Source organism: Actinokineospora cianjurensis (assembly GCF_003663795.1).
GTDB classification, from domain to species: Bacteria; Actinomycetota; Actinomycetes; order Mycobacteriales; family Pseudonocardiaceae; genus Actinokineospora; species Actinokineospora terrae.
The window spans coordinates 348048-361649 of record NZ_RCDD01000002.1 but is presented as its reverse complement, the minus strand read 5'-3'; the positions used below and the strand labels follow the sequence as shown (position 1 = coordinate 361649).

The following is a 13602-nucleotide window of genomic DNA, read 5'->3' as shown; positions in this document are numbered from 1 at the left end:
TGTGCGAAGTCGCTTCCCGAGTGCGAGATCCGCGTTGCCGGGCCGATCAAGCGTGGTCGACGACGTGGGTCTGCTCGGCAGGTGTCCTGAAGTCGGCCACCACCGTCGTGCCCGTTTTGCCGGTAGAACGGTCCACGCGCACCGTGTCCGAGAGGGCGCGCAGCAGGAACAGGCCGCGGCCGCGGACGGAGAGGCGTTCGGTGGGGGGTTCCGCGGGTTCGCGCCAGCGTCCGTGGTCGGCGACGGTGAAGCGCAGGTTTCGCGCGCCCGCCGAGCCGCTCACCTCGTGCGCGCAGACGATCACCGGGCCGGGGGCCGTGCCGAGGTAGGCGTGTTCCACCGCGTTGGCCACTGCCTCGCCGACGCCGATCAGCACTGCGTCCACGACCTCGGCGGCGACCCGGCGCACCGTCAGCCAGGCTCGCAGGGCCGCGCGGACGACGGCCACGTCCTCGGCGCGGGCCAGGATCTCGATCCGGAGCATGGCGGTATCCATTGTCAGTAGTGGTACCCACTCGGCACCGCGGCCACGCACGCCGCCCGATGGGATCAGCCGGGGACGCGGAACTCCGCCGCCACCGTCGTGCCCGGTGCGGCGCGGGTCCCGTGGTCGATGTGCAGCCGGGCCGCGAGTGCCCGCAGGATGCCGAGCCCCCGGCCGCGGATGGCGATCCCGGCGCCCTGCGGCGGGGTCGGCTCGCGCCAGTGGCCGTGGTCGGTGACCACCACCGACACCGCGTGGTCGACGACCTCGGCCGTCACGATCACCAGGCCGGGCGGGCCGGTCGGGTAGGCGTGCTCGACGCTGTTGGTGACCGCCTCGCTGACCGCGAGCAGGATCTCCTCGGCCGTCTCGCGCGCGACCTGCCTGGCGGTGAGCCACGCGCGGACCTCGGACCGGATCTCGGACACGGCCTGGGCGCAGGCGGTGGCCTCTATCCGCAACGACACGGTGCACATCATGCCGGTAGCGCCTCGCGCCCGCTTGACGCGCCGACCCGGTGGGCGCGGGCTCGTCATCCGGATCACCGGGCGACGAGCCAGTATGCTGCCTGCCGTGCCGGGGATCTCCGAGCCCGTTGACCGGGTGAGCGTGCTGGAAGCGGTCACCGACGTCGCGCTGCGGCACATGAAGCTCGACGAGTTCCTGCGGGCGGTGCTGGTCAGGATCCAGCAGCTGTTCGAGGTCGACACGGCCTCCGTGCTGCTCTACGACTCCGCGGCCGAGGTGCTGACGGTGGAGGCATCGGTCGGCATGGACGAGGTCGGCCACGGGGTGACGGTGCCGCTGGGGGTGGGGTTCACCGGCAGGGTCGGCGCGACGAGGTCGCCGGTGGTCCTCGACCGCGTCGACCACACCACCGTCATGAGCCCGCTGCTGTGGCGGCGTGGGCTGCGCGCCCTGCTCGGCGTCCCGATGCTCGCGGGCGACGACCTCGTCGGCGTGCTGCACGTCGGATCGCTGACGCCGAGGCGGTTCACCGAGGAGGACACCCGGCTGCTGCACCTCGTCGCCGACCGGGTCGCGCTGACCATCCAGGCCGAGGTCAGCGGTGCCGAACGCGCCGCGGCCACCGCCTTGCAGCGCAGCCTGCTGCCGACCCGGTTCCCCGCCATCGACGGCCTGCGCTTCGCCGCCCGCTACATCCCCGGCACCGGCATGACCGTCGGCGGCGACTGGTACGACGTGTTCACCCTCCCCGGCGACCGCCTCGGCGTGGTCATCGGCGACGTCGCGGGCCACGGCCTGGCCGCCGCGGTCGTCATGGGCAGGCTCCGCAGCGCCCTGCGCGCGTACGCGCTGATCTACGGCAGCCCCGCCGAGGTCCTGACCAACCTGCACGCCAAGGTGTCCCACTTCGAGCAGCGCAGCATGGCCACCGTCGCGTACGGGGTCATCGACCTCGCCACCTCCCGGCTCACCCTGTCGCTGGCCGGGCACCTACCGCCCGCGCTCGCCCTCCCCGGGCAAGCCGCCACGCTGCTCACCGCGCCCCCCGACATCCCGATCGGCCTCGGGCTCACCCCGCCGTGGCCGCGCCGCGAGACCGTGATCGACCTGCCGCCCGGCTCGGTCCTGGCCCTCTACACCGACGGGTTGGTCGAACGCCCCGGCCACCTCCTCGACCCGTACCTGCGGCAGTTCCTCGACGCCATCACCCACGACGACCCCAACACGATCTGCACGCAGGTCACCGAGACGCTCCTGGGCGCCGCGCCCGCCCGCGACGACGTGGCCCTGCTCGTGGTCCGACTGACCCCCGGCGATGGCCTCGCGACCACCTGACCAGCGGTTATGCAGACCCGAGGGCACCTATTCACGTTTCGTCAAGCGAACGGGTGACCCGCGTGCTTGTCTTGGGGTGTGACCGTACGCGGAACCGAGATCGTCACCACCCAGGAGCTCGCCGGGGCCGGGCGGGCCGTCGTGCTGCGGGTCGGCGGCGAGATCGACCTCGCCACGGCGGACGCGTTCCACGACGCCCTGACCGCGGCCGTCGCCGACGTCGTCGGTCGTGGTCTGACCACCCTGGTCATCGACCTCACCGGCACCGGGTTCCTCGGCTCGGCCGGGCTCGCGGCGCTGGTGCGGGCCCACCGCCAGACCAGCCGGTCGTCGGTCGAGTCGGTGGTCGTCGCCGAGGCGGACTCGCTGGTCATGCGCGCGCTCACCGTCACCGGCCTGCACGAGGTGCTGACCGTCGCCGACTCCGTCGAGCACGCGCTCGGAAAAAAGTCTGACGGGGTTGTCGGATCGAGCCGGACCCGTTCGTAGCAGGGGTGAGGGGCTGCCGACAGTGGCGGCTCACGGGAGTAGGGAACCCCGAGCATGAAGCTGACGATCACCACCCAGGTCTCCGTCGACGGTGTGATGCAGGGCAACGGCGGGCGGCACCCGGACCTGGACCCCGGGTTCGAGCGCGGCGGCTGGGCCAGGCCGCTGTTCAGCCCCGAGGGCTCGGCGTACGTCGCATCGATCTGCCGGCGCGCCGACGCGTTCCTGTTCGGCAGGCGCACCTACGAGCTGTTCGCGGGCTACTGGGGGACGATGGCGCCGGGCAGCGGTCCCATCGCGGACGCCTTCAACACCCGACCCAAGTACCTCGCGTCCACCACGGTCACCGAACCGGGGTGGGCCGACACGACCGTGCTCTCCGGCGACCTCGCGACGGCCGTCAAGGAGCTGAAGGACCGGGGAACGGGCGAGCTGCAGGTGCACGGCAGCGGCGTACTGGCCCGGTGGCTGCTGGAGAACGACCTGGTCGACGAGCTCTCCCTCATCGTCATGCCGGTCGTCGTGGGGGAGGGCACCCGGCTGTTCCCCGCCGCCGGTCGCGACATCGCACTGGAGTTGGTCGACTCGCGCGTCTTCCCGACCGGCGCCATGGCCCAGGTCTACCGGCTTGCCGGGCGCCCGCGCTATGTGACCGACTGAGCGCGTGACAGGCTTCTACGACGAGTGTCGAACGTGGACGGGCGGGACCTGAGATGCAGTACCTGGTATCGGTGATCACCGACAACGCCGAACCCAGCACACCCGAGGAGATGGCTGCCATCAGCGCGTTCAACCGCGGGCTCCAGGCGCAGGGGTGCTGGGTGTTCGCCGGTGGCCTGGCGGAACCGAGCGCGTCTACGGTCGTGGACAACCGCGGCGGCGAGCCGCTGTTCACCGACGGGCCGTTCCTGGAGTCCAAGGAGTTCCTCATCGGCTTCTGGATCATCGAGGCGGCCGATCCGGACGTCGCGCTCGGGATCGCGGCCGAGGGGTCCAGGCACTGCAACCGCAAGGTCGAGGTCCGGCCGTTCCGGTGAGCGGGGCGCGGGAGGCGATCACCCAGGCCCACCGCGCCGAGTGGGCACGGGTGGTCGCCGCGCTGACCAAGCGGTTCGGCGACCTCGACACCGCCGAGGAAGCCGCCGCCGAGGCGTTCGCGACCGCCGTGGCGCGGTGGCCGGTGGACGGCGTGCCACCCAACCCCGGGGCCTGGCTGACGACCACGGCCAACCGCAAGGCCATCGACCGGATCCGGCGCGAGAACAAGCGCGACGACAAGGAGGGGGCGGCGTTGCTGGTGCACGACTCATCGCCCCTCGGCGCCATCGACGACGACCGGCTCCGACTGGTGTTCACCTGCTGCCACCCGGCGCTCGCCGTGGAAGCCCGCGTGGCGCTGACGCTGCGCATGGTCGGCGGCCTGACGGTGCCCGAGATCGCCCGCGCCTTCCTGGTGCAGGAGACCGCCATGGGCCAGCGGATCACCCGCGCCAAGGCCAAGATCAAGGCGGCGCGCATCCCGTACCGGGTGCCGTCCACAGAGGACCTGCCAGCGCGGGTGTCGGGCGTGCTCGCCGTGCTGTACCTGGTGTTCAACGAGGGTTACCTGGCAGGCGGGTCCAGTCCCGTGCGCGAGGACCTGACCGCAGAGGCGATCCGGCTGACCCGACTGGTTCGCGCGCTACTGCCGGATGACGGCGAGGTGGCCGGGCTGCTCGCGTTGATGCTGCTGATCGAGGCCCGCCGCCCCGCCCGGGTCTCCGCTTGTGGTGACCTCGTGCCACTGGACCAGCAAGACCGCCGCACCTGGGACTCCGGCCTGATCACCGAGGGCCACCACCTGGTCCGCGAACGCCTGGCTTCCGGCGCTCCTCCCGGCCGCTACCAACTCCTCGCCGCCATCAACGCCGTCCACACCTCCGCGCCGACCTTCGCCACCACCGACTGGTCCCAGGTCATCGCCCTCTACGACCAGTTGATGCGCCTTGACCCGTCACCCATCATCACCCTCAACCGGGCCATAGCCATCGCTGAACTCCACGGCCCCGAACCGGCCTTGGACGCCATCGCCCCGCTGGCCCCCACCCTGTCCCACTACCGCCCCTACCACGCAACCCAAGCCGACCTCCTCCGCCGCTCCGGCCACCTCTCGGAGTCCCGCGCCGCCTACGACAAGGCCATCGCCCTACCAGGCAACACCGCCGAAACCACATACCTGACCCACCGCCGCGACCAACTCGACCGATGACTCGCACCTTCGCCTTGGTGCGCTTGAGGATTCACCCGGTTCAGCGACAGAAGTTATCCACATGTGGATCTTCGGAGGGGTGGTTTCAAGATCGCCTGTCGGGGGGTACCGATAGACTGGCACTGGGACGCCCCCCGGAGAGGGTGGGGGCTGGGGCAGGACTGGCGTGCGCGCGCGAAGCGGTTGCGGTGGGGCATGTTGCGGCAACCGCCTGCACCGCGACCGACTTGACCAGTGACACCCGCGCCTGATGGTCTCCTTGCCGTGCTGACCTGGCTTTCATGCCTGCTGCGCGCTGTCCCACCAGTGCAGCACCCGCGTCCCGAACAGCGTCAGCCACTTCGACGGCTCCCCAGCCGGGACGTCGACCTCGAGCCACACCCGCCCCGGGTGTCGGCCCGCCTGGAGCCAGGTCCCGTCCGGTTGCCGGGCGGCGCGGATCAGGTCGATCGCGTCGGCCATGCGGGGATCCGGTGGTGTGCCGTCGTGGTCGGCGGCTTGGCGGAAGTAGTCGGCCGCGCGCAGGACGTCGTACGACCACCGGAACGGGTACGCGAAGCGATCCACCCACGGCGCCACCGGTTCCCCCGTGGCGAGCCGCCGGAACAAGCCGCGCTCCAGCAGGTACTCCTCACCCGAGCGCCGAGCCGCCCGCGTCGCCTCCGTGCCCCCGGTGGCGATGTCGTAGGCGAGCAACCCGTCCAGCGAGTTCACCGTCGAGTGGTACGACGACCGCGTCGACCCCGCGACCCACTCGCAGTTCCACCCGCCGTCGGCCATCCGGTGCTCGAGGAACCACTCGACGATCCCGCTGACGTCGACCCCGAGCCACACCCCGCTGGCGACCGTCATGGCGTTGATGCAGCAGTCGACCTCCCCACCCCAGTACGGCAGGTCGTCGTACTCCCACCGGCAGTTCGCGGCGAGCAACTCACCCGTCCGCCGTTCCCGCAGCACCCCCGGGTCAAGCCCCCACTCCCGCAACTCCCGCAACGCCCACGTAGTAGCCGTCCACGGCTGCCCGTCCCCACCTCGGAAGTCCGCCGGGAAGTACGCCCCACCCGCCCACTGCCCATCAACCCCCTGAAGCGCCAACAACCGCGCCCCGAACCCCTCCACCCCAACCCGCCCCCGAGTCCCCTCCCACGGCTCTCCCAGCAGATCCCGCTCCACCTGCCACCGCAACGCCACATCCGACTCGCGAAGCCACGCGCCCACCTCACTGCCCACAATGGACTGCCCGTCAGTAGATTCCACACCCCGACCATGACTAACCACTGTGGACCTGTCAAGCGCTACCCACCCGAACCACGCTCAGTCCGAGACCTGGTTGGTGATCCAGACGTTCTGGGCGTAACCGAGGGTGGCACCCGCGCCGACGTCGCGCATCTCGTTGTGGATCTGAGGGCCGGAGGAGGGGTGGGTCGACTCGCGAGTGCGGTTGGCGTACATCCGCGGCACGAGCAGTGTCCGCTTCGGTGCCGGTCGGCCGGTGCGCAACCGGTGCAGGAGGTCGACCGCCCCCGCGGCGATCTCGTAGCCGTCCTGGACCACGGTCGCCCGCAGCGGCCCGGTGCCGGTGTCGATGTGCGCCCGCGCCTCGGCGGCCCCGTCCACGCCGACGACCACCGTGCCGGTCACCCCCTGCCAGCGCAGTGCCTCGACGGCGCCCAGGGCCATCTCGTCATTGGTGCAGAACACCGCGTCCAGGCGGTGGCCACCCAGCAGCCGAGCCCGGACCGCGTCCAGCGCGGCGGATCTCAGGTAGTCGCAGGAGTCGTCCACCACCACGCTCGCCTCGGGCGAGATGGCCCGCAGCGCCGCGACGAACCCGTCCTGCCTGTCGGAGTGCTCACGGCTCGCCGCGACGAACACCGCCGGGTCCCGCCTGGCCAGGGCGCCTGCAAGCCACCGAGCCGCCGCCTCGCCGATCTGCCAGGACGGATAGCCGATGAAAGCCGTGTTCGGCGGGTAGTCGGCCTCGCTCTCGAACGGCTCCAGGTCCAGGAACACCACCGGCCCGGGGATCTCGGCACAGAACTCGACGAGGTCTTCTCGCAGCTGTGCCGGGTCTATCGGCATGATGAGCCCACCGGAGTAATCCGCCCCCCTCGCCACCAGTCGACGCAGGTGGTGGACCATCCCACGCCGATCGTAGTTGCGGCGCGGACGCTTGAGCACGACGTCGGTCTGCGCGTGGTCGAATGCCTCGAGCACGTGCCCGATGAACTCGTTGAGCCAGTACTTCTGCTCGAACGCCGACACCACGAGGAAGACCTGCGTCATCGCCCCATCCTGCCGGCCCGGGGGTCCCGTGGGGCCCCGATCGCGCTCGTCGGGCGGTGAGTGTGCGGGGTCAGGTTGCCCCGTCGTTCGGGAGCCCAGGTGTTGACCGCACTTGACACCGGTCAATAGCTCAACGAACATTGAGTCAATGGACGCTGAGTGGTCTTCGGAGCTGGTGGCGCGCGCGGCGGTGCACGCGGCGCTGGGGGAGCCCGCGCGGTTGGCGATCGTGGATCGGCTGCTGCTGGGTGACGCGTCGCCGAGTGAGGTGGGGCGGGAGTTGGGGCTGGCCAGCAACCTGGTGACCCACCACGTGAAGCTGCTCGCCCAAGCGGGTCTCGTCGAGCGGTCGCGGTCCGAGGGTGACGCCCGCCGCCTGTACCTGCGGCTCCGCCCGGCGGCCTTGGCGGGGCTGGTGCCATCCGGGACGCGGCAGGCGCGGCGGGTGGTGTTCGTGTGCACCCACAACTCGGCCCGTTCGCAGTTGGCGGCGGCACTGTGGACCAAGCGCAGCAGCCTGCCCACCGCGTCGGCCGGTACCCACCCGGCGGCCAAGGTGCACCCCTTGGCGGTCGCGGCGGCCAAGGCCCACGGCTTGTCCCTCGCCCGAGCCCGCCCGCACCACATCGACGACGTCGTGCGGCCGGACGACCTCGTGGTAGCGGTATGCGACAACGCCCACGAAGAACTTCCCGCCACCGACCGACTCCACTGGTCCATCCCCGACCCGGCCGCCGTGAACACCCCGGAAGCCTTCACCACCACCTACCAAGACCTCTCCGCCCGCATCTCCCGCCTCGCCCCGGCCGTCCACGCAGGTCCACGATGACGCGGCCGCCTGCGCACGCGCTGGTCGCGGAGTTCGTGGGCAGTCTGCTGCTCGCCGCGCTGGTGATCGGTTCGGGTATCGCCGCCCAACGGCTCTCGCCTGACGACGGCGGCTTGCAGTTGCTGGAGAACGCCGCCGCGAGCGCCGTGGGGTTGTTCGCGCTGATCCTGGTCTTCGGTCCGGTCAGCGGTGCGCACTTCAACCCCGTTGTGTCCCTTGTGGACGCTGCGCTCGGAGGGCTTTCCTGGCGCCGTTTCGTGCTCTACGCACCCACCCAAGTGGTCGGATGCGTGACCGGTGCGATCGTGGCCAACGTCCTGTTCGACTCGGCGCCGGTCAGCATCTCCACCACCGACCGCGCCACCTGGCCGCACGGGCTCTCCGAGGTCGTCGCGACCCTCGGCCTGCTGCTGGTGATCTTCTCCCTGACCCGCACCGGCCGTGGCGAGAAGGCCGCGGCCGCGGTGGGCGCGTACATCGGTGCCGCCTACTGGTTCACCAGTTCGACCAGCTTCGCCAACCCCGCCATCACCCTCGGCCGCGTGTTCAGCGACAGCTTCGCGGGCATCGCCCCGTCCTCCGCTCCGCTCTACATCGTGGCGCAGTTCGCCGCCGCGGCGATCGCCCTGCCGCTGATCCGCCTGCTCTACCCGGCCGTACGCCACGAGGAGATGACCGCGTGAAGCCCTCGGTGTTGTTCGTCTGCGTGCACAACGCGGGCCGCTCCCAGATGGCCGCCGCCTGGCTGTCACACCTCGCGGGCGACCGGGTCGAGGTCCGCTCCGCGGGCTCCACCCCCGCCGACCAGGTCAACCCCGCCGTCATCGAGGCCATGCGCGAGGTCGGCATCGACCTCTCCGCCGAAACCCCCAGACTCCTCACGTACGACGCCGTCGAGGCCGCCGACATCTGCATCACCATGGGCTGCGGCGACGCCTGCCCCATCTTCCCCGGCAAGCGCTACCTGGACTGGGCGCTCCCCGACCCCGCAGGCCAGGGCATCACCGCCGTCCGCCCGATCCGCGACGAGATCAAGGCACTGGTCGAAGCTCTGATCGCCAACTTCATCAGCTAGGCAGGCAGCGTCTCCTGACACACCTATCCCCGGCAAGGCCAACTCGACGTCGTGCAGGTAGCCGGCGCCGCAGGAGTGGACCTTAGAGTTGACGAGCGGGCCTGGCCTTGGCGGCGCCTGCAACACCGGATCCAGCTCTAGGCGTACCTCTGAGAGCCACGACAGATCCGGCAGCGCCACCGCCCAACACCGCGCCGGTCGTTCCGCGACGCAACAGCCATGTGACGTGCGTGCTCGGGTGCAGGTCGGTTAGCGCTATCAGGGCGGTCAAAGCGGAGTGTCCACTGCCCGCGACCGCTATCCGCTTGCCCACTCCGCCCCGGTCGGGTAACCCTCCGGCTGCCGCCACGGACTGTATAGACACTCATCTATGGAGGTAACCATCGATGAGTGTCTATACACTGAGCTGGTGACCCATCTCCCCGAGCAGGACGCCGACACCTACGCCGGCTGGTTCGCCTGCCTCGCCGACACAACCCGGGTCCGGCTCCTGCACGCCGTCGCCGTCGCAGGCACTCACACCGCCGTCGCTACCAGCACTGTCGCCGCCGGCGCGTCTGGTGAGATCACGGTCGGCGCGCTCGCGGAGGCGGTCGGGGTCACCCAGCCCACCTGCTCCCACCACGTCCGCAAACTCGCCGACGCGGGCTTCCTCCGCCTCCGCCGGGAAGGCACCGCCACCCTGGTGTCGATCAACCCGGCCTGCTGCACCGGCCTCCCGCACGCCGCCGACGCCGTCATGGGCACCATCGTCACCAGCCCCTGCTGCCCGCCGGACCTGCCCGCCGACGTCACCGTCCGCCCGATGACCGACGCCGACTGGCCCGAGGTCCGCCGCGTCTACGCCGAGGGTATCGCCACCGGCAACGCCACCTTCGAAACCGAGACCCCCACCCGACGCACCCTCGACACCAAGTGGCTCCCCGACCACCGCTGGATAGCCGAGATCGACGGCACCGTCGCAGGATGGGCCGCCGCCACACTCGTCTCCACCCGCGCCTGTTACTCCGGAGTCGCCGAGACCTCCGTCTACGTCAGCGAACTCCACCGCGGCCGGGGCGTAGGCAAAACACTTCTCCACCACCAGACCACCGCCGCCGACGCCGCGGGCCTGTGGACGCTGCAAACCGCCATCTTCCCCGAGAACCGCACCAGCATCGCCCTGCACCACGCCGCGGGCTTCCGCACCGTGGGCATCCGCGAACGCATAGCCCGACACCACGGCACCTGGCGCAACACAGCCCTCCTCGAACGCCGATCCCCGGACCAGCCCGATTAAGCCCATCAGCCTTGTCGCGTGCGGTGACCAGGCTTCGGTTGGCGCACAGCGGGATCGCCTCCTTGCGCGGGATGACTCCGCACCGCGGCGGCGTTCGGCCGAGTTGGTGATCATCCACACCCGGGGGAACGCGCCGGGGTGCGGACGTCGTCGCACCGGGTATGCGTCGACTTCCGCTGGTGCTGGTTGCCTTCATCATGGCCGGGTGCTCGTCGACCGACGCGCCGCCGTCCGCGACGGTCCTGCCCGCGTTGGTGGCGACTGACGAGTGGGCGCAGGAGACCGGGTGGACGCGGTCGACCGTGCCCGCCCGCACGGCTCCGAGCAGACGGTGGGAGATCAACGGCGACAGCTACTCGGTCGAGGGCGGGGTCATCGTCGTCTCCGCTGGTGGACAGGTGCGGCGGATCGACCCGGCCACCGGGAAGGCCATGTGGGAAGTCACCGTCCCCGGAGCGCCGCCGAAGACCCGGGTGTCCGGCGGCGGCGGGCTCTTCGTCCTGCGCGGTGGCGACTCGGGTGACAGTCCGTTCGCCGTCGTCCTCGATCCCGCCGATGGGCACGAGGTGTGGCGCAACCAGGGCACCGAGGCGATTCGCGGCGTGGAGGCGCGCGGTGACCTGCTGATGGTCGAGTTCGCCCGCGAGGTCCACGCCCTCGACCGGGCCACCGGCGTCCAGCGCTGGACCAGCTCCCTGGCGGCCTTCGCCTACGAGGAGGCGGTGCAGGTCTACGACGCGAGCACCGTGTCGTTCCTGGACCGTGTGACCGGCAAGCCCCGGTGGTCCGCGCACGCGTCCGGTCCCGCCGCGGTGAACGTCATGGACGACCTGGTTTTCCTGACCGGCAACGGCGGCGGTGTCGTCCACGAATTGGCCACCGGCGACGAGCGGTGGCGGATCGCGCTGCCCGGCATGTCCGAACCCTGGATGTCTCCGGTGGACGACACCACCTCCGTCATCTCCACCAACAAGCAGACCGTCGCGGTCGACAAGGCCACCGGCAAGCGGCTGTGGGAGGCGCCGGGCCTCGGCGTGGTCGAGCACGTCGACGGGGTGCCGCGCGTGGTCGTGCGCAAGTCTGTGTCGTCCCGCGAGCAGGAGATGATCGTCTACGACCCCCGCACCGGCACCCCGGTCGTCCCCGCGACGACCGTGCCGACGGCGGATCGCGCCGTGACCGCGAGCGGCCTGATGTACCTGCGCGACTTCATGGACGTTACCGCAGTACGGGTGCAGGACCTCAAGGTGCAGTGGTCGATCAGCGACCGCGACCTGACCATGGCGTACCTGCACCCCATCGACAACGGCTTCGTCGCGTACGTCAACGACGACAAGGGCGCCAGAATCGTTGGCTACCTTGGCTGAACCGGGCTCCCGGCGGCGGTGGCGTCGCTAGGGTGGGTCGGTGCGCGGACGAATCTGGTTCCAGGACAACCCATGGCCCGAAGGCCACGCCATAGCGACCTTCGAGTGGACGGCGGGCCTGGACGACAACGGCCACCTGTGGTTCGACCCGGTCCTCATCACCGAGGACTACGACGCGGAGCGGATGCCGGAGGAACCACCGGACCGCACCAGGGAATGGGACTCGCCCGAGCTGTGGACCAACTACGAGGGCTGCCTGATCGAACCCCTGGACCAGCACGCTTTCCTCGCCGCCACCCCCGGCTCGCCGTTCAGCTTCACCGCCACCGAACCCCGAACCCTGACCCTCGACCCCCTCCCCGAACCCCCCGACGCCCGCCACGCCTTCCAGTTCCACCTCCTCGGCCACGACACCTGCGCCGACCACACCTTTGTCATCACCCGCCAACCCGACGGCCACCACCGAATCGACTGGACCGCCCGCATAGCCCTGACCTACGCGGGCGAGACCGAGTACCTCCACGCCTTCCGAGCCGAACTCCACGACTGCGTCCCCACCCACATCACCTACCCCGCCGAGATGACCCCGGACCAAGCCCACCACCACCTGACCGACCTCATCGACATCCACCACCACCTCACCCCAGCCAGAGCAGACGGCCGACCCGTCCTCCGCTACACCGGCCCGTAGACCGCACACCCCGAGCACCGGTCACCCTGACGGTGGACTTTCGGTGGATGGTGGGGGCTACCGCAGTAGCGTGGCGCACGGACCACTGTGGATGCACCCGGTACTGGAGGTTGTCTGGTGCTGTTCGCGAGGAAGGCAGTCGGCGTCGTGGCGCTCGTCTGCGTGCTGGTGACAGGGTCAGCGGTCGAGGCGAGCGCCGAGGCCGCGGACGAGCGCTACGAGTGCTTTCAGAAGATCGAGGTCTACAACAGCGCGTCGTTCTTCATGTTCTTCGAAGGCCGGTACGGGCAGACGACCCACGCGGGGACCACCAAGTCCAGCGGCGCGTACCTGTTCGGGTCGCACACCACCGACTTCGCCAAGTACAAGGTGGGCAAGGGGCACAAGATCTGGCCCAGGGTGCAGGCACTGGCCGGGCTGCGCAAGAGCGGTCCGAAGGTGCGCTACTGCAAGAACGGCAAGACCGCGCACTACACGGTCACCGGCACGACACTGGCCTTCGTGGTGCTGCTCGACTGAGGACCCGACCGAGCCCGGATGGGCCGGGTCTCGCACCCGGCCCACGATCGGGTCAGTCGAGGGGGACGCAGACGTAGCCGTAGTCGGCCCAGTAGGTGGGGGTGATCTTGTGCCAGGCGATGCCGCAGACCGAGGGGGTGGTGTTGCTGCCCCAGTTCTGGTTGAGGGTGACGGTGAAGCCGACGGCGGCGGGGGCGTCCTGGTTGGTGCTGTTGAAGGTGGGGCCGTACAGCTGGAAGTGGCCGTAGAACGGGGAGCAGTTGTTGCCCACGGTCGCCGAGTTCACGTACCAGCTGACCGGGCCCGTGCGGGTGTAGTCGACCGACACCTTCACGCAGCGGTTCGTCCGCTCGGTGGTGGTGGCGCTCGCGTTCGGCGCGCCGATGACCGAGATCGCCGCCACGGACAACACGGCGCACGCGCTCGCCGCGATCTTTCGCATAATGGACACGATTCCACGCCTTTCGATGCGGGGCGGCCGGGCGTCGAACGCCCAACCGGAATCCCCAACCCGCCTCGCGCCGAATTCGGC

17 protein-coding genes are annotated in these 13602 nt (G+C 70.4%); 12 read left to right on the top strand and 5 right to left on the bottom strand.

Features of this window, described 5'->3' with window-relative positions; all coding sequences use genetic code 11:
• Positions 1–46: 46 nt before the first annotated feature.
• Entirely contained in the window at positions 47–484 is a 438-nt protein-coding gene (locus CLV68_RS16335; RefSeq protein WP_170224401.1) for an ATP-binding protein, read from the bottom strand.
• A 65-nt stretch (positions 485–549) separates the two neighbouring features.
• Positions 550–951 carry an ATP-binding protein gene (locus CLV68_RS16330; RefSeq protein WP_170224400.1) on the bottom strand — a complete coding sequence of 134 codons (402 nt, stop codon included), beginning with the start codon at positions 949–951 and terminating at the stop codon, positions 550–552.
• A gap of 106 nt (positions 952–1057) precedes the next feature.
• On the opposite strand from CLV68_RS16330, the gene CLV68_RS16325 reads away from it, so the two are divergent.
• The 5 genes from CLV68_RS16325 to CLV68_RS16305 all read left to right on the top strand — a co-directional run bounded on the left by CLV68_RS16325 (position 1058) and on the right by CLV68_RS16305 (position 5024).
• On the top strand, positions 1058–2287 hold the full coding sequence (locus CLV68_RS16325) for a PP2C family protein-serine/threonine phosphatase (RefSeq protein ID WP_246009906.1): 1230 nt from the start codon (positions 1058–1060) through the stop codon (positions 2285–2287).
• Positions 2288–2365: 78 nt separating this feature from the next.
• Positions 2366–2776, top strand: coding sequence for an STAS domain-containing protein (locus CLV68_RS16320; protein ID WP_170224399.1), 411 nt, complete (start codon positions 2366–2368; stop codon positions 2774–2776).
• A 54-nt stretch (positions 2777–2830) separates the two neighbouring features.
• Positions 2831–3436, top strand: a complete 606-nt coding sequence (locus CLV68_RS16315; RefSeq protein ID WP_121391612.1) for a dihydrofolate reductase family protein — start codon at positions 2831–2833, stop codon at positions 3434–3436.
• A 53-nt stretch (positions 3437–3489) separates the two neighbouring features.
• A complete protein-coding gene (locus tag CLV68_RS16310; RefSeq protein WP_121391610.1) occupies positions 3490–3813 on the top strand; it encodes a YciI family protein in 324 nt (107 codons plus the stop codon).
• Positions 3810–5024, top strand: coding sequence for an RNA polymerase sigma factor (locus CLV68_RS16305; protein WP_121391608.1), 1215 nt, complete (start codon positions 3810–3812; stop codon positions 5022–5024). Before CLV68_RS16310 ends, CLV68_RS16305 begins: the two co-directional genes overlap by 4 nt.
• A gap of 279 nt (positions 5025–5303) precedes the next feature.
• On the opposite strand, the gene CLV68_RS16300 is transcribed toward CLV68_RS16305, so the two are convergent.
• Complete coding sequence (locus tag CLV68_RS16300; RefSeq protein WP_246009905.1) at positions 5304–6281, bottom strand: squalene cyclase; 978 nt, start codon at positions 6279–6281, stop codon at positions 5304–5306.
• 57 nt (positions 6282–6338) lie between these two features.
• On the bottom strand, positions 6339–7310 hold the full coding sequence (locus tag CLV68_RS16295; RefSeq protein ID WP_170224398.1) for a sugar ABC transporter substrate-binding protein: 972 nt from the start codon (positions 7308–7310) through the stop codon (positions 6339–6341).
• Between the two features lie 148 nt (positions 7311–7458).
• Between CLV68_RS16295 and CLV68_RS16290 the strand changes: the two genes are divergently transcribed.
• The 7 genes from CLV68_RS16290 (at position 7459) to CLV68_RS16255 (ending at position 13070) form a co-directional block, all read left to right on the top strand.
• Complete coding sequence (locus tag CLV68_RS16290; protein WP_121391604.1) at positions 7459–8139, top strand: arsenate reductase/protein-tyrosine-phosphatase family protein; 681 nt, start codon at positions 7459–7461, stop codon at positions 8137–8139.
• Entirely contained in the window at positions 8136–8822 is a 687-nt protein-coding gene (locus tag CLV68_RS16285; RefSeq protein WP_121391602.1) for an aquaporin, read from the top strand. The genes CLV68_RS16290 and CLV68_RS16285 overlap by 4 nt, the downstream gene beginning before the upstream one ends.
• Positions 8819–9214 carry an arsenate reductase ArsC gene (locus tag CLV68_RS16280; protein ID WP_425454853.1) on the top strand — a complete coding sequence of 132 codons (396 nt, stop codon included), beginning with the start codon at positions 8819–8821 and terminating at the stop codon, positions 9212–9214. Before CLV68_RS16285 ends, CLV68_RS16280 begins: the two co-directional genes overlap by 4 nt.
• A 409-nt stretch (positions 9215–9623) precedes the next feature.
• Positions 9624–10493: a helix-turn-helix domain-containing GNAT family N-acetyltransferase gene (locus CLV68_RS16270; protein ID WP_246009904.1), complete on the top strand. Its 870-nt coding sequence runs from the start codon at positions 9624–9626 to the stop codon at positions 10491–10493.
• 179 nt (positions 10494–10672) lie between these two features.
• On the top strand, positions 10673–11860 hold the full coding sequence (locus tag CLV68_RS16265) for an outer membrane protein assembly factor BamB family protein (RefSeq protein WP_170224397.1): 1188 nt from the start codon (positions 10673–10675) through the stop codon (positions 11858–11860).
• Positions 11861–11900: 40 nt separating this feature from the next.
• Complete coding sequence (locus CLV68_RS16260) at positions 11901–12551, top strand: hypothetical protein (RefSeq protein ID WP_121391597.1); 651 nt, start codon at positions 11901–11903, stop codon at positions 12549–12551.
• Between the two features lie 117 nt (positions 12552–12668).
• A complete protein-coding gene (locus tag CLV68_RS16255) occupies positions 12669–13070 on the top strand; it encodes a hypothetical protein (RefSeq protein WP_121391596.1) in 402 nt (133 codons plus the stop codon).
• A gap of 52 nt (positions 13071–13122) precedes the next feature.
• On the opposite strand, the gene CLV68_RS16250 is transcribed toward CLV68_RS16255, so the two are convergent.
• Complete coding sequence (locus tag CLV68_RS16250; RefSeq protein ID WP_147460019.1) at positions 13123–13521, bottom strand: hypothetical protein; 399 nt, start codon at positions 13519–13521, stop codon at positions 13123–13125.
• Between the last annotated feature and the right edge of the window lie 81 nt (positions 13522–13602).